This window comes from Blastomonas sp. AAP53, assembly GCF_000331245.1.
Classification (GTDB): domain Bacteria; phylum Pseudomonadota; class Alphaproteobacteria; order Sphingomonadales; family Sphingomonadaceae; genus Blastomonas.
The window spans coordinates 348,478-367,287 of record NZ_ANFZ01000009.1 but is presented as its reverse complement, the minus strand read 5'-3'; the positions used below and the strand labels follow the sequence as shown (position 1 = coordinate 367,287).

Sequence of the window (18,810 nt, the reverse complement as noted above, 5' to 3'; positions counted from 1 at the left end):
TCGGCGCTTACTTCATCAGCACCAGCTCTTCGGCCATGCTGGGGTGGAGCGCGACGGTATCGTCGAACGCCTGCTTGGTCAGCCCCGCCTTGACCGCAATCGCTGCCGCCTGCAGGATTTCAGGCGAATCCGGACCAATCATGTGCAGGCCCAGGATCTTGCCCGAAGGCTCTTCGGTGATCATCTTGTACAGCCCACGTTCGGCACGGTGCGCAAACACATTGCGCATAGGGCGGAAGTCGGACGAATACACGCGGATATTGCCATAGCGGTTGCGCGCCTCGCCCTCGGTCAGGCCGACCGATGCGATCGGCGGCTGCGAGAACACGGCCGTCGGGATGCAGTTGTAATCCACCGTCTTGGGCGTGCCGCCGAACACGGTATCGGCAAAGGCCTGGCCCTCACGGATGGCGACCGGGGTCAGCTGCACGCGGTTGGTGACATCACCCACTGCGTAGATGCTGTCGCAGGTCGTCTTGCTGTATTCGTCGACCGGGATCGCACCCTGATCGTCGGTGGTGATGCCGGCATGTTCGAGCCCCAGACCCTCGACATTGGGCACGCGGCCTGTCGCGACCATCACCAGATCAGTATGGATAGGGTCCTGCCCCTTCAGGAACACATCGAGCGTGCCGTCCTCGCGCTTCTCGATCTTCTCGAACGGCGCCTTGAACTTGAATTCGATGCCCTTGGTCATCGAAATCTGCAGCAAGCGGTCGCGCAGCGATTCGTCATAGCCGCGCAGGATGGTGTCGCCGCGATTGACGATCGTGACCTTGGCTCCAAGGCCGTTGAGGATGCCGGCGAACTCGTTGGCGATATAGCCGCCGCCCGCGATCACCGCGCGGCGCGGCAGTTCGTCGAGGTGGAACATCTCGTTCGAGGTGAGGCAATGTTCGGCGCCAGGGAATTCCGGCACATAGGGCCGCGCGCCAACCGCGATCAGGATGTACTTGGCGCTGATCTCCTGCCCGCTGGCAAGCTTGACGCGGTGCGGCGCGATGATCGTCGCGCGTTCCTCGATGATGGTGACATTATGGTTGTTGAGCGTGTTCTTGTATGCCTCGTTCAACCGGTCAACATCTGCCAGCACGCGGTCGCGCAGCACCTGCCAGCTGAACTTGGTGCCTTCGATGGTCCAGCCATAGTTCTGCGCGTCTTCCAGATCCTCGGCAAAGTGCGATCCATAGACCAGCAGCTTCTTGGGCACGCAGCCACGGATGACACAGGTGCCGCCGACGCGATATTCCTCTGCTACAGCAACCTTGGCGCCGTACGACGATGCAATGCGCGAGGCGCGCACCCCGCCCGACCCTGCACCGATGACGAACAGGTCATAATCATATTCGCTCATTCAATCTTACTCCTGGGATCGACCGTTACAGGCCTGCCGCCTCGATAAGGGCGGCGGTGGACGGGTCGAAATCGCCGGACTGGCGGTTGCCCATGGATTTGGCGATTTCCTTGCCCAGTTCAACTCCGAACTGGTCAAAAGGATTGATCCCCAGCAACATCGCATTGGCGAACGTGCGGTGTTCGTAGAACGCGATCAGCGCGCCGAGGCTTTCGGGATCGACGCTGTCGAGCAGGATGGTGGCCGACGGGCGATCGCCGGCGTAGCTGCGCTGCGGATCTTCGCTGGCCTTGCCCTGCATCAGCGCCGCCCCTTGCGCAAAGCAGTTGGTGAGCAAGGCCCGGTGGTGTGCCTCGTCGAACTCGTGCGCTGCCAGCCGCGCCGCGATGAATTCGACCGGGATCAGGTGCGTGCCCTGGTGCAATAGCTGGAACACCGCATGCTGCGCATCGGTGCCCACCCCGCCCCAGGTAACCGGCGCGCTCGGGCGACCCAGAGCGGTGCCATCGCGCTGCACCGCCTTGCCGTTGCTCTCCATCTCCAGCTGCTGGAGATAATCGGGCAACAAGCGGATGCGCTCGTCATAGGCAAACACGGCGCGGGTCTGGCAGCCGCGGACCTGCGCGTAATACAGGTCGGCAAAGGCGGCGAGTACCGGCATGTTGCGCGTGAAAGGCGCGCTGGCAAAATGCGCGTCCATCGCAGCAGCGCCAGCGCGGAACGCGGCGAAGCCTTCGTTGCCGAGCGCCATGGCCACCGGAAAGCCGATGCTCGACCAGACCGAATAGCGCCCGCCCACGGTTTCGGAAAACGGCAGGATGCGGGTTTCATCGATGCCCCATTCGGCGGCCTTGTCGGGTGCGGCGGTGAGCGCCACCAGCTGACCATAAGGGTCCTCGACCCCGCCCTCACGCATCCATTCGATGGCGCTGGTGGCATTCATCAGCGTTTCGGTGGTGGTGAAGGTCTTCGACGCAATGGCGACCAAAGTCTTGGTCGGATCGAATTTCGCCACCGCCTCGGACAGCGCTTCGCCATCGACATTGGCGACGACGGCGATGTCATAGCGGTCGCTGTCGCGGCACAAAGCGTCGATCACCAGCTTGGGGCCCAGCGCCGATCCGCCGATGCCGATATGCAGCACATGCCTGATTTCGCCGAATACGCCCTGATCGATCGCATCGACCAATGCGGCCATGCGGGCGTGCAAGGTGTTTGCACTCTCGACCGAATCCGCGGCGCCCATGCCGCGTTCAGCGGTGTGTTCGGCCGCGCGATCCTCGCTCGAGTTGATCTTCGCGCCGGACAGGAACTGATCGCGCATCTGCGCGAGATGCATCGCCTCGGCGAGCTGCTCGAACTGCGCCAGCAGCGCTGCATCAAGGTGTGTCTTGGAAAAATCGAAAAGAATATCGGTACCTGCCAGCGCTACTCTCGTCGAAAGCAGTTCAAGCCTCGCCGCATCCTCGGCGAACAGTTTGGAAAGCGTGTGGCGCGGTGCGTTTGCAATCGATTGCCAGATGGTATCGGCTTTGTCGGACATGGTGTACCTTTCGGGCTCAGCGGGCGTGGTGGGGGGTTTAGCGACCCGCTCTGGGCTTGGCGAGAGGGTTTGCCGAAATGCGTCAGGACTTGACGCCGCAAATGCGGGTCAGCAAAGGGGTAGGATGAACGAAACCGCTGCCACCACGCCCAAGCCCAAGTCGGAAACGGCGGATTTTCTGCAATTTCTGGTCAAGCTTGCGATATTCTTTTTCATCCTGCGCAGCTTCATCATCTCGCCGTTCAACATTCCATCGGAATCGATGCAGCCCCGGTTGGTGGTCGGTGACTATCTGTTGGTGTCGAAATGGTCGTACGGCTATTCGCGCTACAGCCTGCCGTTCAATCTGCCGCTGATCCCCGGGCGGATCATGGCAAGCCAGCCCGAGCGCGGCGATGTGGTGGTGTTCAAGGCCCCGCCGAGTGCCAGCGCAGACTATATCAAGCGCGTGATCGGCCTGCCCGGCGATACCATCCAGATGCGCGATGGCACCGTGTGGCTCAATGGCGAGCCGATCCGCAAGGAGCGCGTTGCCGATTTCACGATCCCGGTTTCCCCCAACACGCGCTGCTATGACCGCAGCTTCGAAATCCCCGCCAAGGATGGCACCGCGGTGTGCAGCTATCCCCGCTTCCGCGAGACTTTGCCCAATGGCAAAAGCTATTTCGTGCTCGACCTGATCGATGCGCCGCGCGACACGACCGAAGCGATCATCGTGCCGCAGGGCCATATGTTCCTGATGGGCGACAACCGCGACAACAGTCTCGACAGTCGCTTCCCTGCCGTCGAAGGCCAGGGAATCGGCATCGTTCCGCAGGAATATCTGGTCGGCAGGGCGCTGGTATCGGTGTTCTCCACCGACGGGTCCGCCAACTGGTTGCTGCCATGGACCTGGTTCACCGCCGCGCGGTGGGACCGCATCGGGGAAGGGTTTTGAACCCGGACATCAATCTGTCGGCGCTGCTGCCCATCATCGATCATCAGCCGCGCGACGCAGCGCTGTTCGTGCAGGCACTGACCCACGGCAGCACCGGCATCACCCCTGATTACCAGCGGCTCGAGTTTCTGGGCGACCGGGTGCTGGGCATGGTCGTGGCCGATCTGCTCTACACCCGCTTCCCCAAGGCAGCAGAAGGTCAGATGTCGGCGTTTCTCAACCGGCTGGTCTCGCGCGAAAGCTGTGCCGAGATTGCGCGCGCCTGCAACCTGGGTCCCTTGATGCGGCTGGGCAAGCAGGCGCGTGACGATGGCGGCGCGGGCAGCACCAACATTCTGGGCGATGTCGTCGAGGCTTTGATCGGCGCGCTGTACATCGATGGCGGGATTGAGGCATCACGGGCGTTTATCGAGCGCCATTGGGCCGATCGCATCGGCGCGATCAGCGAAGCGCCGCGTCATCCGAAATCCGAGTTGCAGGAATGGGCGGCGGCGCGCAATCGCAAGACCCCGGTCTATACGCTGCTCGGCAAGTCCGGGCCGGACCACGATCTGAGGTTCAATGTACGGGTAGAGGTCAAGGGACTCGGCAGCGCCGAGGCGACCGGCACCAGCAAGCAGGAGGCGGAGACGCTGGCGGCAAAACAATTTCTCGCGGAGCATGGACGATGAGCGAAGACAACACCCCCTCGCGCTGCGGCCTGGTGGCCGTATTGGGCGCGCCCAATGCCGGCAAATCGACATTGGTCAACCATCTGGTGGGGCAGAAGGTCGCGATCACCAGCCCCAAGGCGCAGACGACGCGCACCAAGCTGCTGGGCATCGCGCTGGCGGGCAAGACGCAGATCATGCTGGTCGACACGCCCGGCATCTTCGATCCCGATCGCCGGTTCGACCGCGCGATGGTCAGCGCCGCCTGGGAAGGATCGGACGGGGCCGATGTCATCGCTCTGGTGGTCGATGCCAAGGCGAAGCGGTCGGAGCGTCTCGAGCGGCTGATCGAGCAGGTTGCGATGCGGCCCGAGCGCAAGATCCTGGTGCTGAACAAGGTCGATATCGCCGCAAAGGACAAGCTGCTGGTACAGGCGCAGCATCTGCATGCGGCGGGCGGCTTCGACGAGGTGTTCTTCGTCAGCGCGCTGACCGGCGATGGCGTGGCGGAACTCAAGACCTGGCTGGCGGCAGCAATGCCCGAAGGCGCATGGCATTTCCCGGAAGATCAGGTGTCCGATGCCAGCGAACGGCTTCTGGCCACCGAAATCACCCGCGAACAGCTGTTCAACCAGCTCCACGCCGAACTGCCCTATGCCAGCGCGGTGGTGCCCGAACAGTATATCACCCGCAAGGATGGGTCGGTCGAGGTGCATCAGCAGATCCTGGTCGCCCGCGACACGCAGCGTGCCATCGTGCTGGGCAAGGGCGGCGCGCGGATCAAGGAAATCGGCGAAAAGGCCCGCGCGGAGCTGTCCAAGGTGCTGGGTGTCAATGTCCACCTGTTCCTGCATGTGAAGGTGCAGGAAGGCTGGGACGAGGACCGCGAAATCTATGAGACCATCGGGCTGGGCTGGGTGAAGTAACGCCGCCTGTACGCACGCCCTCGCACTCCCTATGGGATAAGGCACGATGAATCGCGTGCGCGTCCTCCTGTTCAATTCCGCCATCGGCCCGCTGGACTACAGCGTGTCTGCAGGGATGGACCTGCCTGCAGGGTCGGTGGTTCAGGTGCCGCTGGGCCCGCGCCGCATCGATGGGATTGTTTGGGAAACCGACGGTTTTGGTGCCGAGGACATCGAGGCCAGCCGGTTGCGCCCGGTGGCGGCAAGATATGATATCCCGCCATTGTCTGCAGCGCTGCGCCGTCTGATCGAATGGACGGCGGATTATTACCTCGCCAGCCCCGCAGCCGTTGCGCGCATGGCGCTGCCCAGCGGGTCGCTGCTGGGACCGGGCAAGGCGATCACCGAATACCGGCTGAACGGCACGCCCCCTCCCCGCATGACGCCGCAGCGCCAGATCGCCTATGACACGCTCGGCGATGCGCAGGCGACGGTGCGCGAACTGGCCGCGCTGGCCGGGGTGTCCGAAGGCGTGATCCGCTCGCTGGTGCAGGCAGGCGCGTTCGAAGCAATCGCGGTTCCCGTCGATCGCCCCTATCCGCGCCCCGACCCCGCGTTCATCACGCCCGCGCTCAACGATGAACAGCAGGCCGCTGCAGATCGCATTGCGCAGGCGGTGCGCGGCAGCGAGCCCATGCCGTTCCTGCTCGACGGCGTGACCGGTTCGGGCAAGACCGAGGTGTATTTCGAGGCCGTCGCAGAGGCCTTGCGGCAAGGCAAGCAGACGCTGCTGCTGCTGCCTGAGATTGCGCTGACCCAGCCGTTCCTCACCCGCATTGAGGCGCGCTTCGGTGCAGCGCCGGTGCCTTGGCACTCCGGCCTGAAACAGACCGAGCGGCGGCGGGCGTGGAACGCGATCATCAACGGCGATGCCCGCATCATCGTCGGCGCACGCTCCGCCCTGTTCCTGCCCTATGCCAACCTGGGCGTCATCATCGTCGACGAGGCGCACGAGACCAGCTTCAAGCAGGAAGATGGCGTTCGCTACAACGCCCGCGATGTCGCGGTGATGCGCGGACGGTTCGATAGTTGCCCGGTGGTGCTGTCGAGCGCCACGCCCGCGCTGGAAAGCCGCGTCATGGCCGAGGCGGGTCGCTACGAAGCGCTGGTGCTCACCCACCGCTATGGCGGTGCGCAGCTGCCGAGCATTGCGCTGATCGACCTCACCGAAAACCCTCCCCCGCGCGGGCAGTGGATCGCGCCGCCTTTGCTGGCTGCGATGCAGGAACGGCTCGACAAGGGCGAGCAATCGCTGCTGTTCCTCAATCGGCGCGGCTATGCGCCGCTGACCTTATGCCGCAACTGCGGGCACCGGTTCAAATGCCCCAATTGCAGCGCCTGGATGGTCGATCACCGGCTGACGGGCCGCCTGGCCTGCCATCATTGCGGCCATGCCGAACCCTCGCCCAGCGCCTGCCCCGAATGCGGTGAAAGCGATTGCCTGGTCGCTTGCGGCCCCGGCGTCGAACGCATCGCCGATGAGGTCGCTGCCCTGTTCCCGCAAGCCAGGCGCGCCATCGTGACATCGGACACGATCTGGTCGCCGGAAAAGGCGGCGGAGTTCGTGGCTGCCGTGGAAGCGCATGCGATCGACGTCATCATCGGCACGCAATTGGTCACCAAGGGCTATCACTTCCCCGAACTGACGCTTGTTGGCGTCATCGATGCCGATATCGGGCTGGAGGGCGGCGATCTGCGCGCGGGCGAGCGCACGTTCCAGCAGATCGCGCAGGTTGCAGGTCGCGCCGGGCGAGCGGCCAAGCCCGGCGAGGTGTTCATCCAGACCCGTCACCCCGACGCACCAGTGATCGATGCTCTGGTCCAGGGCGACCGCGAGGCGTTCTACACCGCCGAAACCCAGGCGCGGCGCGATGCCAACGTCCCCCCATTCGGGCGGCTGGCGGCGATCATCATCTCGTCAGAGGACCATGACGAGGCGCGCGATGCAGCGCGCCAGGCCGGTGCCACCGCGCCGGAGCTCGATGGCTTTGCGGTCTATGGCCCAGCCCCTGCCCCGCTCTCCCTGCTGCGCGGACGGCACCGCTTCCGCCTGCTCGTCCATGCCCGGCGCAACGTGGAAATGCAGCGGATCATCCGCGAATGGCTGCAACCGCTGCGCTGGCCGCCGGGCGTGCGACTGGCGGTGGATGTCGATCCGTACAGCTTTGTGTGACCGCCGTTCGTTTCCCGCTGGACGCTCGGTCACCAGCGACTATGAGATGGCCGACATGAACCCGATGCGCCTGATCGCCCTCGCCCTCGCCATGCTCGCCACAGTGGTGGCCACCCCACTTTCCGCCGACCCCAACGACATTCAAGCGGCCAGCCGTTCCGTGGTCCGCGTCGTGCTGGTCGCAGAGGAAGACGGCGAGACATTCTACGTCGGCCATGGCAGCGGCTTTGCCGTCGCGCCTGACAAGATCATCACCAACGCACACCTGGTCGCCCCAATGCGCGAGGATGCCAGCATCCGCATCGGCATCATCCCGTCGGAAGGCACCACCACTTATGGTGGCAAGCTGACAGCAATATCAGTGCGCAATGATCTGGCGCTGATCCAGCTGGAAAAGGGCCGCCTGCCCAGCGTGGCGCTGCTGGCGACACCGCTGGACGATGGCGCGTCGGTGATGGCAATCGGTTATCCGGCTGCGGTAGACCGCGCGCAGGGGCTCGATGCGCGCGAAACGGTGGCTCCGATGGCCCCGGTCAAGACACCGGGGGTCATATCCGGCGGGCGGACGACACGCGATTTCGACACGATCCTGCACACCGCTGCGCTGGCCAAGGGCAACAGCGGCGGCCCGCTGGTCGATCTGTGCGGCCGCGTCGCTGGCGTGAACAGCTTCGGATCGCTCTCCGATGGCAATGATGCCGAATATGGCTTTGCCGTCTCCAACCGCGAGCTGTTCACCTTCCTGCGATCGGCCAAGGTCCAGTATCAACTCGCCGATTCGCCCTGCCGCTCTGTCGCCGACCTGTCGGCTGAGGAACGCACCCGCGCTGCCGAGGCAGCGGTCGATGCACGCGAGCGGCAACAGTCCGCCAGGGCAGACCAGCGCGACATCGAAGAGCGGGCCCTGCGCGATGCCGAATACGCTGTCATCGCTGCGCGCGAGAACCATGTCGCCTTTGCCGCGGTCATGCTAGTGCTGGCGGGACTGGGTGCAGGAGCGACCTGGGTGCTGCACGATCGCGGCGATATGGACCGGCGCAAGATTGCCGGAGGCGTCACGGCGGCGCTGGTGCTGACCTCTGCCTTGGGCTTCGCGCTGCGTCCCGGCTTCGATCAGGCAGAGGACATCGCGCTCGCAGCCGTCAAGGCGGAGCTGGGCCAGAAGGACGCGCTTGCCGGGGCGAGTGCCGGCATGTTCGAGTGCCGCATCGTGCCCGAACGCAGCAAGATCATCTCGTCCACGCCGCCCTCTGTCGACATCGACTGGACGCCAAGCGGGTGTGTCAATGACCGCACGCAATACGGGCAAGATGCAGACGGCTGGACCCGCGTGTTCGTGCGCAACGAGGATCAGCTCGTGGCGATCAACCAGTTCAACCCCGAAACGCGCGAATTTCGCACCGAGAATTTCCAGCTGGGGCTGGCGGCCATGGATAACGCCCGCAAGATACGCGCGCGCTATTCGAACAAGAGCTGCACCACCGACCCTGCAATGATGGCCGATCTGGAGGATATGCAAAAGGCACTGCGCCAGGCGCTGCCAGCGCAGCCGAACGAGGTTTTGACCTATAGCTGCACCGCCAAGGCGAAGGCCAGGACCGGAACCGGGCAATAGCGCGGTTCAATCGCTCTCGCGCTTGAGCAGTTCGACCTTGATTGGCAATCCATAGGCATAGCCGCCAAGCGTCCCGTCGCTGCGCAAGGCACGGTGACATGGGATGAGCACCGCGACCGGGTTGGCACCGCAGGCAGAGCCCACCGCCCGGACAGCCGCAGGTTTGCCGATGCTCGCTGCCAGCTGGGCGTAGCTGCGCGTTTCGCCGGTCGGGATGTCGGACAAGGCTTTCCACACCGCCTCCTGAAACGCCGTTCCGCGAACATCGACAGGAATGCTGGCGTTGCTGGACGGCGCCTCGATACCGGCGACAACCGCCGACACGAACTGGCTCGCCTCTGCCCCTGCCTCGATCAACTGCGCGCCGGGAAATCGTTGCGCCAGGCTATGGGCGTCCTCGTTGAACGACAGGCGGCAAACGCCCTTGCCGGTCCAGGCCACCAGCATGCGACCGAGGCTGGTGTCGCTCTGGGTCCAGTGGATGACCACGCCCTGCCCGCCGTTCTTCCATGCCGAAGGTTCCATGCCGATCCGCCCCTTAAGTGTTCCGTAAAACCCGGAGGGCGCACTGAACCCTGCCGCGTAGATTGCATCGGTGACGCGGTCGCTGCCCGTCAATGCCTCGCGCGCGCGTTCTGCGCGCAGGGCGCGGGCGTAGGCAGCGGGGGAAAGACCGGTATGACGGGTGAAAATTCGCTGGAAGTGGCCAGGAGAATAGCCGCACTTCGCCGCCAGCACGGACAGTGCCAGAGGCTCCTCGCTGGCCCGAATGGCATGGATCGCAGTCAGAACAGCCGCTTCATCGCGGGTGACATCATCGGGCAGACACCGTTTGCAGGCGCGCAGCCCTGCAGCGCGCGCCTCCGCACCATCCGCGAAAAACCGGACGTTTTGCCGCGCAGGATGCCGGGCGGCGCAAGACGGACGGCAATAGATTCCGGTGCTCAGCACACCGGTGACGAACCGGCCATCAAACGCCCGGTCCCGCCGCAGCACCGCATCCCAGGCCACGGCATCATCCAGCGAACAATCGGGCAGCGATTGGGTGTCTAAAGCAGGCACGGCCATCTCCTCAAGGCATGAGGTTGCCCAGATAGACGGTCAGGACAAGCGCTGCGTCCTGCTTCATGCGGTCAAAGCGAAAAAATCACGCCGCGCGGACGGCCTGCGCCAGTTCCAGCATCTGTTCGCGCAATTCCTGCGATTGTCGGGCAACGTTTTCGGCCGTCTGGCTCACGGCTTCTGCCGACGCATTGGCGATGCTCGAAATTTCGGTCAGTTCGTGGATTTCTGCAACGACCTTGCCCGATCCTTCCAGCAGAACGCCCAGTGCCTGCAGGATGTCATGGCTGGCGTCATCCTGCTCTGAAACAGCCGCATCGATTCGGTCGGCGTTCAGGCGAATCACATCCACGTGCCGATCGACCGATACCACTGCGCTTGAAACCTGCTCGGTCATCGATGCGATACTGCCAAGACGCTGTTCCACCGATGCTGCCGCATTCTGGGTCTGGCTTGCGAGATTCTTCACCTCTTGGGCGACAACCGCAAAGCCGCGCCCGGCCTCGCCCGCACGCGCAGCCTCGATCGTCGCATTGAGCGCCAGAAGATTGGTCTGCTTGGCAATATGCGTGATCAGCCCGAGAATTCCCGAAATCTCGCCAGCCACCGCCTGAAGCTGCGCTGCAGTATCGCGGCTTGACCGGCTGGCGTGATGGGCGTCGTAGATGTTGCGGGTGCTGTCCGCGACCAGAGCCCGCACGCCGTCTCCGGTTTCGTGCAACCTGCGACCATGGCCGTCGATAGCTTTCACGGACTGCGCCCCGCGACTCGCACGGTCGGCGAACTGATGGCTCAGGTCCTGCGCCTGCGCCGCATTGCGCTTCATCTCCTCAACGCCTTCGCGCATGCCCAGGGCCGCGCTGGCCAGTTTTTCCGAGAGTTCCGAGAGCCTCGCTTCATAGGTGGCAAAAAGTCTGTCGATCACGATCGACCGGCGATTGCGTTCTTCCTGACGATCGATCTGTTCGGCCTGGAGTTGCAGCTTTGCAGCCTGTCGATCCTTTTCAGCCTGCAGCACCGCATCCGCCTTGGCATGCGAACGGTGGATCGCCCGGGCAATCGCACCAATCTCGTCTCGGCGCCGCAGCCCCAGATTGCGTACAGCAACCTTGTCACGATTTTCCGGCATGGCGTATTGCGCGAGCGACATCAGCGGAAGCATCACGTCCCTGTTGGCAAAGCGCATGCACCAATGCACGAAGAACCCGGCAACCAGCATCAGCACCGTGGAAAAGACAAGCGCCACGATATACACCCGGCGCAAGGCCTTGAGCTGCGCCGACCCCCGCAGACGCATCACATCGATCGCGTTCTGGCTGGTCGCCAGCATCGGATCCAGACCTCGGTGAAGATCGGTCTCGATCAAGCCGTTGATCTTGTCACTGGATCCAGCCTCCAGCAGCGTCCGCAGCTTGAGCTTTGCAGCGTCCGCGGTCGCCCGGTTTCGCTCCAGACCGTTGGTCATCTGCGGAAATTCCAGAGCGAACTTGCTGCTTTCCAGCCAATTCCAGTTCTGTTCGATTTTCCGGTCCAGCGTGTCGAGCGCCGCAAGCCCGGACTTGGCCGACATCAACCCCGATTTGACCTTGGTTGAAACCACCAGGGACTCGCGATAGCCATCGACCACCGCTTGCAGCCTTATGGTCGGCTGGATCCTGTCGCTTAGCAGCATGCTGGTGGTGTATTGGGTGATCCCAACCACGGAGATTGCTCCGATGGCAAGCAAGGCCAGCATGCCCAGCATCACGGTCAGCACCAATCGCATCTTGGCCTGGACACTCAGACCGGCGAGCCACGCCACGAGTTCCGACCGCGATTGTGCGAATTTCAATTTCAGTGGCGGCGATTCCATGGTGGACCTGTCGTGAGCCTTCATGCGAGGCGATATGTCCTCACCGATACAAACAAATGGTAAAGGCATCCTTCACCAAAGGTTCGCAACGCGGCCAATTCCCTGCGATTATCCCCATCATCGGCGATCTGTTCCCCCGTCTTGCAATGCAACATGATGAGTGCTAACCGCCGCGCCGACAGGTGAGGGAGGTCAACATCTCCCGTTGAAGCCTGATGCAATACCATAACGGCAAGGGATAGCATTCGCGTGGACATTTCCGGCGGGATACAGGCCAGTCTGGCAGGGCGTTACGCCTCGGCACTCTTTTCACTGGCACGCGACGACAAGCAGCTTGCCGAAGTGGAAGGCAGCGTTGCCACGCTGCGCGCCGCACTGAACGAGTCGGAAGATTTCGCAACGCTGACCAAGAGCCAAACCGTCAGCCGCGCGGCGGCCGAAGGCATCGTCGCTTCGCTGTCCACCATGCTGAAGCTCGACACGATGACCGGCAACCTGCTGGGCGTCCTGGCGACCAACCGTCGCCTGGGCCAGCTCTCGAACATTCTGGCCGCTTTCGACATGCTTGTCGCGGCCCATCGCGGTGAAGTCACCGCCGAGGTCACCTCTGCCTTTCCGCTCAGCGAAGCGCAGATCGACGAAATCCGCAAGCAGCTGAAAGACCGCGCCGGTCACAGCATCAAGATCACCGCCAAGGTCGATCCGTCCATCCTGGGCGGCCTGATTGTCCGCATGGGCAGCCAGATGATCGACTCCAGCATCAAGACCCGTCTCAACACGCTCAGCCAAGCGATGAAAGGCTAACATTCTCATGGACATTCGTGCCGCAGAAATCTCCAAGGTTATCAAGGATCAGATCGCCAATTTTGGCACGGATGCGCAAGTATCCGAAGTAGGAAGCGTGCTGAGCGTCGGCGACGGCATCGCGCGCATCCACGGGCTGGACAATGTCCAGGCCGGTGAAATGGTCGAATTCTCCAACGGCGTGCAGGGCATGGCCCTCAACCTCGAAGCCGACAATGTCGGCGTCGTGATCTTCGGCTCGGATGCCGAGATCAAGGAAGGCGATGTCGTCAAGCGGACCGGCACCATCGTGGACGTCCCCGTCGGCAAGGGCCTGCTCGGCCGCGTCGTCGACGGCCTGGGCAATCCCATCGATGGCAAGGGCCCGATCGTCGCCGAAAAGCGCATGCGCGTTGAAAGCAAGGCTCCGGGTATCATCCCGCGCACCTCGGTGCACGAACCCGTGCAGACCGGCCTCAAGGCGATTGACGCACTCGTTCCCGTCGGCCGTGGCCAGCGCGAGCTGATCATCGGTGACCGTCAGACCGGCAAGACCGCTGTCGCCATCGACACCTTCATCAACCAGAAGGGCGCCAACGCCGGCGACGATGAAGGCAAGAAGCTTTACTGCATCTATGTCGCCATCGGCCAGAAGCGTTCGACCGTGGCGCAGATCGTCCGTCAGCTCGAAGAATCGGGCGCGATGGAATACACCATCGTCGTGGCCGCGACCGCGTCGGAGCCCGCTCCGCTGCAGTTCCTGGCACCGTACACCGGCTGCACCATGGGCGAGTATTTCCGCGACAACGGCATGCACGCGCTGATCGTGTATGACGATCTGTCGAAGCAGGCTGTTGCCTATCGTCAGATGTCGCTGCTGCTGCGTCGTCCTCCGGGCCGTGAAGCGTATCCCGGCGACGTGTTCTATCTGCACTCACGTCTGCTGGAACGCGCTGCAAAGATGAACTCGGCCAATGGCTCGGGCTCGCTGACCGCTCTGCCGATCATCGAAACCCAGGCAGGCGACGTGTCGGCCTATATTCCGACCAACGTGATCTCGATCACCGACGGCCAGATCTTCCTTGAAACCAACCTGTTCTATCAGGGCATCCGTCCGGCCATTAACGTTGGTCTGTCGGTGTCGCGCGTGGGTTCTGCTGCGCAGACCAAGGCGATGAAGAAGGTTTCGGGCTCGATCAAGCTGGAGCTGGCGCAGTACCGCGAAATGGCGGCGTTCGCGCAGTTCGGTTCGGACCTCGATGCCTCGACGCAGAAGCTGCTTAACCGCGGCCAGCGCCTGACCGAGCTGCTCAAGCAGGCTCAGTTCAGCCCGCTGCCGTTCGAAGAGCAGACCGCTTCGATCTTCGCTGGCACCAACGGCTATCTCGATGCGATGCCGGTGAACCGCGTGAACGAGTATGAAGCTGCCATGCTCAGCTTCCTGCGTACCGAACACGCAGACCTGCTCGCCACGATCCGCGATACCAAGGATCTGGGTGATGCAGCCAAGGCGAGCCTCAAGGCCGCTCTGGACGCGTTCGCGAAGACGTTTGCTTGATTGCTGGCCCCCTGCGCAAGCGGGGGGCAGCCTTCCGCCTCAGGCAGAGGGTTTAGAGCAGAAGATGGCCCCCCGATGTTCCGGGGGAGACCGAACAGGGTTTGAAGTTAGGACACCATGGCCAGTCTGAAAGAACTCAAGGGCCGGATCGCCTCGGTCAAGTCGACCCAGAAGATCACCAAGGCCAAGCAGATGGTGGCATCCGCCAAGCTGCGCAAGGCGCAGGCGGCAGCGGAAGCTGCGCGTCCCTATGCCGGTCGCCTGGAGCGGGTCATGGCGTCGCTGGCATCGAAGATCTCGATCAGCGATTCGAGCCCCAAGCTGCTGGCCGGAACAGGCCGTGATCAGGTTCACCTGATCATCGTGACCTCATCCGACCGTGGCCTGTGCGGCGCATTCAACGCCAACATCGTCAAGGCTGCGAAGCTGAAGGCGCGCGAACTGGAAGCCGCCGGCAAGACGGTGCTGTTCTATCTCGTGGGCCGCAAAGGCCGCGCGATGATCATCCGCGAATATCCCAAGCAGGTCGTGCGCTATTTCGACACCACCGCGCTCAAGAATCAGGGCTTTGCCGAAGCACAGGCGATTTCCGCCGAACTGATTGCGATGTTCGAAAAGGGCGAGTTCGATGTCGCCCATCTGTTCTATTCCAAGTTCCGCTCGGCACTGCTGCAGGAACCGGTAGGTCGTCAGATCATCCCTGTAGCGATCCCGACTGGCGCTGCCCCCGCAACCGACGCTGCGGTGGAATATGAGCCCGATGAGGAAGAAATCCTCGCCGAGCTGCTGCCGCGCAACGTCACGACGCAGATTTTCGGCGCACTTCTTGAGAACGCTGCGTCTGAACAGGGTGCATCGATGACCGCGATGGACAACGCCACGCGCAACGCGGGCGATCTGATCAACCGGCTCACCATCGAATACAACCGCAGCCGCCAGGCCGCGATCACCACCGAACTCGTTGAAATCATCTCGGGCGCCGAAGCCCTTTAACCGTCCGAAAGCAGGAAACAGCTCATGGCAACCACCAACAATATCGGCAAGATCAGCCAGGTCATCGGCGCGGTCGTCGACGTGACCTTTGACGGCGAAATCCCCGCCATTCTGAACGCGCTGGAAACCGTGAACAACGGCAACCGCCTCGTCCTCGAAGTCGCCCAGCATCTGGGTGAAAACACCGTGCGCTGCATCGCCATGGACGGCACCGACGGCCTGGTCCGCGGCCAGAACGTCACTGACACCGGCGCGCAGATCCGCATGCCGGTTGGTCCCGAAACGCTCGGCCGAATCATGAACGTCGTGGGCGAGCCGATCGACGAGCGTGGCCCGATCGGTGCCAAGCAGACCGCCCCGATCCACGCACAGGCTCCCGCATTCGTCGACCAGTCGACCGAATCGGAAATTCTGGTCACCGGAATCAAGGTGATCGACCTGCTCGCCCCTTATGCCAAGGGCGGCAAGATCGGCCTGTTCGGCGGCGCCGGCGTCGGCAAGACCGTGCTGATCCAGGAACTGATCAACAACATCGCCAAGGGCCATGGCGGCACCTCGGTATTCGCGGGCGTCGGTGAGCGTACCCGCGAAGGTAACGATCTGTACCACGAGTTCCTCGATGCAGGCGTTATCGCCAAGAACGAAGCTGGCGAAGCGATCAGCGAAGGTTCCAAGGTTGCGCTGGTCTATGGCCAGATGAACGAGCCTCCGGGTGCGCGCGCCCGCGTTGCTCTGTCGGGCCTGACCATCGCGGAATATTTCCGCGACCAGGAAGGCCAGGACGTGCTGTTCTTCGTCGACAACATCTTCCGCTTCACGCAGGCGGGTTCGGAAGTGTCGGCTCTGCTCGGCCGTATTCCTTCGGCCGTGGGCTATCAGCCGACCCTGTCGACCGACATGGGCCAGTTGCAGGAGCGCATCACCTCGACCAACAAGGGCTCGATCACTTCGGTGCAGGCCATCTACGTTCCCGCAGATGACTTGACCGACCCTGCCCCTGCCACCTCGTTCGCTCACTTGGACGCAACGACCGTGCTCAACCGCGCGATCTCGGAACTCGGCATCTATCCTGCGGTGGATCCGCTCGATTCGACCAGCCGCGTTCTGGAACCCCGCGTCGTCGGCGTGGAGCATTACGAAACCGCGCGCGCCGTTCAGTCGACGCTGCAGAAGTACAAGTCGCTTCAGGACATCATCGCCATTCTGGGCATGGACGAGCTTTCGGAAGAAGATAAGCTCACCGTCGCCCGCGCGCGCAAGATCCAGAAGTTCCTGTCGCAGCCCTTCCACGTGGCAGAAGTGTTCACCGGCATCTCGGGCAAGTTCGTCTCGCTCGAAGACACCGTGAAGAGCTTCAAGGCTGTGGTCGATGGCGAATACGACCACCTCCCTGAAGCAGCCTTCTACATGGTTGGCGGCATCGAAGAGGCCGTCGAAAAGGCCAAGACGCTGGCTGAAGCGGCTTAACTGGAAATGTTACCCTCTCCCCCCTGCGGGGAGAGGGTATTGAGGAATTTGTAAATGGCACTGCAGTTTGAACTCGTAACCCCTGAAAAGCTGGTCCGCTCGGAAGCGGTGCACATGGTCGTCGTGCCCGGCGCAGAGGGTGAGTTCGGTGTGCTCGAGGGCCATGCGCCGCTGATGTCGACCGTCCGCGACGGTCTGGTCTCGATCTACAAGACTGAAGGTGGCCAGCCCGAGACGATCGCGATCGAAGGTGGCTTTGCCGAAGTCAACGAGCAGGGCCTGACGATCCTGGCAGAGCGCGTTTCGGGCTAAGCCCACGCTTTCCATACTCTCCGTGCCAGTAACAGGCTAGCTGGTTCATTTCCCAACGATCCGTTTGTAGCGCCAGGCTTGCGGCTTGCTGCCGTCGCGCATGCTCGCTTCGGCCAGCAGCAAGTCGCCTTCCATCCAGTAGCGTATGCGCTGCGGATAGTCATGGTTCGGGTTGACGAACACGATCTCTTTCGGACCCGCCTTGACCGCACGAAAGGCCGCTGCCGGGTTGCCGAACGGCGATCCGTAGAACATCAGATCGCCATTCTCATTTCGCGCAATGCGCATGAATTCATAGCTCGACACCGTTTCACCGCGTCCGCCACGGCCTGTGCCCATCATGGTATCGGCACGACAGCCGGTCCAGTTTTCCTCGGTCCAGCGCCCCTCGGCTTCCTCGGATAGCCAGCGCCCCTCGATCCAGCACGGTAACGCAGGTGGGGCGGGCAGGCTTGCCGCCTGCAGCGCCATTGCGATCATCCAGCCCGTCAGTGCCATGCCACCCCTGCCCTCATGTGCGGCCACTGCGAAGCAGATAGACGCCGCTGCCAATGATCACGCCAGTGCCTGCCAGCGCAACCAGATCAGGATAGTCGCGGTAGAAGACCACGCCAATCGCAATCGCGACGATGATCTGGATATAGACCATCGGTGCCACGGTGGCTGCCGAACTGCGCGCTGTGGCAAGATAGATCAGCATATGGCTGAAGCTTGCCGTGACGGCGATGGTTGCGCAGACGCCAATCACATACGTGCTGGGCCAGCCAACCTGCAGAGGCTCGATGCCGGACACATGCCCGATCACGGCATAAAGCACCAGCAGCGGCGCAGCGAGTGCGGCCACCAGAAACTGGTTGAGCAGGACGCTGCCCGAGCCTGCAGCGCGCGCATTCGTCAGCATCAACCCGCTCATGCCAAACGCTGCCGCCAGCGGCAGAAACGCCGCCCAGCCCAGATCAGCAAAGCTGGGGCGCAGAACGATCATCACACCGATGAACGCCGCCACCGTGGCGATCCACCGGCCACGGCTGAGTGTTTCCTTGTAGAGGATCGACGATATCACCGCAGTCAGCAAGGGCGCCATGAACTGGATCGACGTGGCCGTGGCCAGTGGCATCAGGAAGATGCTCGAAAAGAAGGTCACCGTGGCAGCCGCGAGGAAAAAGCCGCGTGCCAACTGCACCTTTGGCCTAGGGAAACGGAAGCCCTGGGGGCCCTCGCGGATTAACAGCACCAACCCCAGACCCATCGCCCCCAGGGTGAAGCGCAAGGCGGCCACGGCGGTGCCTGGCCACTGGCCGCTTGTCGACTTGATCAGGCCGTCACCGCACGACAGCAGAGCAAAGCCCGCCAGCGCATAGAGCATTCCGGCTGCCATGTTGTTACCAGACGCTTTGGACGTAGGCTTGCTTGTGGAATTTTTGACCAAGTGGTGCGCCTGCTGGGATGTTGTTAACTTTTGCCCGGCTTAATGCCCGATATTGTGGCGATGCAAGCGCCATGCGGAACTGCCAGGCAGCTCCTGTTTGCCTGCATTCACAGGCTG

At 62.9% G+C, this 18,810-nt stretch carries 16 protein-coding genes; 10 read left to right on the top strand and 6 right to left on the bottom strand.

What is annotated here, in order from left to right:
- Positions 1-7: 7 nt before the first annotated feature.
- Together gor and pgi are read right to left on the bottom strand one after the other, a co-directional pair.
- Positions 8-1,354 (bottom strand): glutathione-disulfide reductase, encoded by a 1,347-nt coding sequence (gor, locus tag D618_RS0108665; RefSeq protein ID WP_017671115.1) that lies wholly within the window; start codon positions 1,352-1,354, stop codon positions 8-10.
- Positions 1,355-1,379: 25 nt separating this feature from the next.
- Positions 1,380-2,897, bottom strand: a complete 1,518-nt coding sequence (gene pgi / locus D618_RS0108660; protein WP_017671114.1) for a glucose-6-phosphate isomerase — start codon at positions 2,895-2,897, stop codon at positions 1,380-1,382.
- Positions 2,898-3,021: 124 nt separating this feature from the next.
- Here pgi and lepB point away from each other — a divergent pair, with 124 nt between their 5' ends.
- From lepB to D618_RS0108635, 5 genes are read left to right on the top strand one after another with little or no spacing between them, the layout of a single operon-like run.
- Complete coding sequence (gene lepB, locus D618_RS0108655) at positions 3,022-3,834, top strand: signal peptidase I (protein WP_017671113.1); 813 nt, start codon at positions 3,022-3,024, stop codon at positions 3,832-3,834.
- Positions 3,831-4,505: a ribonuclease III gene (gene rnc / locus D618_RS0108650; RefSeq protein WP_017671112.1), complete on the top strand. Its 675-nt coding sequence runs from the start codon at positions 3,831-3,833 to the stop codon at positions 4,503-4,505. The genes lepB and rnc overlap by 4 nt, the downstream gene beginning before the upstream one ends.
- Positions 4,502-5,410 (top strand): GTPase Era, encoded by a 909-nt coding sequence (era, locus tag D618_RS0108645; RefSeq protein ID WP_017671111.1) that lies wholly within the window; start codon positions 4,502-4,504, stop codon positions 5,408-5,410. The genes rnc and era overlap by 4 nt, the downstream gene beginning before the upstream one ends.
- A 46-nt stretch (positions 5,411-5,456) precedes the next feature.
- Entirely contained in the window at positions 5,457-7,622 is a 2,166-nt protein-coding gene (locus tag D618_RS0108640) for a primosomal protein N' (protein ID WP_017671110.1), read from the top strand.
- Positions 7,597-9,237 (top strand): serine protease, encoded by a 1,641-nt coding sequence (locus tag D618_RS0108635; RefSeq protein WP_193746701.1) that lies wholly within the window; start codon positions 7,597-7,599, stop codon positions 9,235-9,237. The genes D618_RS0108640 and D618_RS0108635 overlap by 26 nt, the downstream gene beginning before the upstream one ends.
- A gap of 6 nt (positions 9,238-9,243) precedes the next feature.
- Here the strand turns inward: D618_RS0108635 and ada are convergent, their stop codons facing one another.
- Together ada and D618_RS18075 are read right to left on the bottom strand one after the other, a co-directional pair.
- The gene (gene ada, locus D618_RS0108630; RefSeq protein WP_238550627.1) at positions 9,244-10,299 is read right to left on the bottom strand and encodes a bifunctional DNA-binding transcriptional regulator/O6-methylguanine-DNA methyltransferase Ada; all 1,056 of its coding nucleotides are present in this window, start codon (positions 10,297-10,299) and stop codon (positions 9,244-9,246) included.
- A gap of 85 nt (positions 10,300-10,384) precedes the next feature.
- Entirely contained in the window at positions 10,385-12,175 is a 1,791-nt protein-coding gene (locus D618_RS18075; protein ID WP_193746700.1) for a methyl-accepting chemotaxis protein, read from the bottom strand.
- Positions 12,176-12,400: 225 nt separating this feature from the next.
- Here D618_RS18075 and D618_RS0108620 point away from each other — a divergent pair, with 225 nt between their 5' ends.
- The 5 genes from D618_RS0108620 to D618_RS0108600 all read left to right on the top strand — a co-directional run bounded on the left by D618_RS0108620 (position 12,401) and on the right by D618_RS0108600 (position 17,264).
- Positions 12,401-12,955 (top strand): F0F1 ATP synthase subunit delta, encoded by a 555-nt coding sequence (locus D618_RS0108620; RefSeq protein ID WP_017671106.1) that lies wholly within the window; start codon positions 12,401-12,403, stop codon positions 12,953-12,955.
- Positions 12,956-12,962: 7 nt separating this feature from the next.
- Positions 12,963-14,492: a F0F1 ATP synthase subunit alpha gene (gene atpA, locus D618_RS0108615; RefSeq protein ID WP_017671105.1), complete on the top strand. Its 1,530-nt coding sequence runs from the start codon at positions 12,963-12,965 to the stop codon at positions 14,490-14,492.
- Between the two features lie 117 nt (positions 14,493-14,609).
- Positions 14,610-15,485 carry a F0F1 ATP synthase subunit gamma gene (locus tag D618_RS0108610; RefSeq protein ID WP_017671104.1) on the top strand — a complete coding sequence of 292 codons (876 nt, stop codon included), beginning with the start codon at positions 14,610-14,612 and terminating at the stop codon, positions 15,483-15,485.
- Between the two features lie 24 nt (positions 15,486-15,509).
- The gene (gene atpD, locus D618_RS0108605; protein WP_017671103.1) at positions 15,510-16,952 is read left to right on the top strand and encodes a F0F1 ATP synthase subunit beta; all 1,443 of its coding nucleotides are present in this window, start codon (positions 15,510-15,512) and stop codon (positions 16,950-16,952) included.
- Between the two features lie 54 nt (positions 16,953-17,006).
- Complete coding sequence (locus D618_RS0108600) at positions 17,007-17,264, top strand: ATP synthase F1 subunit epsilon (RefSeq protein WP_017671102.1); 258 nt, start codon at positions 17,007-17,009, stop codon at positions 17,262-17,264.
- 45 nt (positions 17,265-17,309) lie between these two features.
- Here D618_RS0108600 and D618_RS0108595 read toward each other — a convergent pair whose 3' ends face one another.
- A complete protein-coding gene (locus tag D618_RS0108595) occupies positions 17,310-17,762 on the bottom strand; it encodes a DUF6265 family protein (RefSeq protein WP_017671101.1) in 453 nt (150 codons plus the stop codon).
- Positions 17,763-17,775: 13 nt separating this feature from the next.
- Positions 17,776-18,642: a DMT family transporter gene (locus tag D618_RS0108590; RefSeq protein WP_152414606.1), complete on the bottom strand. Its 867-nt coding sequence runs from the start codon at positions 18,640-18,642 to the stop codon at positions 17,776-17,778.
- Between the last annotated feature and the right edge of the window lie 168 nt (positions 18,643-18,810).

Coding starts and splice junctions, on each gene's coding strand:
- gor (WP_017671115.1), bottom strand. CDS start 1,354: ATGAGCGAATATGATTATGACCTGTTCGTCATCGGTGCAGGGTCGGGC.
- pgi (WP_017671114.1), bottom strand. CDS start 2,897: ATGTCCGACAAAGCCGATACCATCTGGCAATCGATTGCAAACGCACCG.
- lepB (WP_017671113.1), top strand. CDS start 3,022: ATGAACGAAACCGCTGCCACCACGCCCAAGCCCAAGTCGGAAACGGCG.
- era (WP_017671111.1), top strand. CDS start 4,502: ATGAGCGAAGACAACACCCCCTCGCGCTGCGGCCTGGTGGCCGTATTG.
- D618_RS0108640 (WP_017671110.1), top strand. CDS start 5,457: ATGAATCGCGTGCGCGTCCTCCTGTTCAATTCCGCCATCGGCCCGCTG.
- D618_RS0108635 (WP_193746701.1), top strand. CDS start 7,597: ATGTCGATCCGTACAGCTTTGTGTGACCGCCGTTCGTTTCCCGCTGGA.
- D618_RS18075 (WP_193746700.1), bottom strand. CDS start 12,175: ATGAAGGCTCACGACAGGTCCACCATGGAATCGCCGCCACTGAAATTG.
- atpA (WP_017671105.1), top strand. CDS start 12,963: ATGGACATTCGTGCCGCAGAAATCTCCAAGGTTATCAAGGATCAGATC.
- D618_RS0108610 (WP_017671104.1), top strand. CDS start 14,610: ATGGCCAGTCTGAAAGAACTCAAGGGCCGGATCGCCTCGGTCAAGTCG.
- atpD (WP_017671103.1), top strand. CDS start 15,510: ATGGCAACCACCAACAATATCGGCAAGATCAGCCAGGTCATCGGCGCG.
- D618_RS0108600 (WP_017671102.1), top strand. CDS start 17,007: ATGGCACTGCAGTTTGAACTCGTAACCCCTGAAAAGCTGGTCCGCTCG.
- D618_RS0108595 (WP_017671101.1), bottom strand. CDS start 17,762: ATGGCACTGACGGGCTGGATGATCGCAATGGCGCTGCAGGCGGCAAGC.
- D618_RS0108590 (WP_152414606.1), bottom strand. CDS start 18,642: ATGGCAGCCGGAATGCTCTATGCGCTGGCGGGCTTTGCTCTGCTGTCG.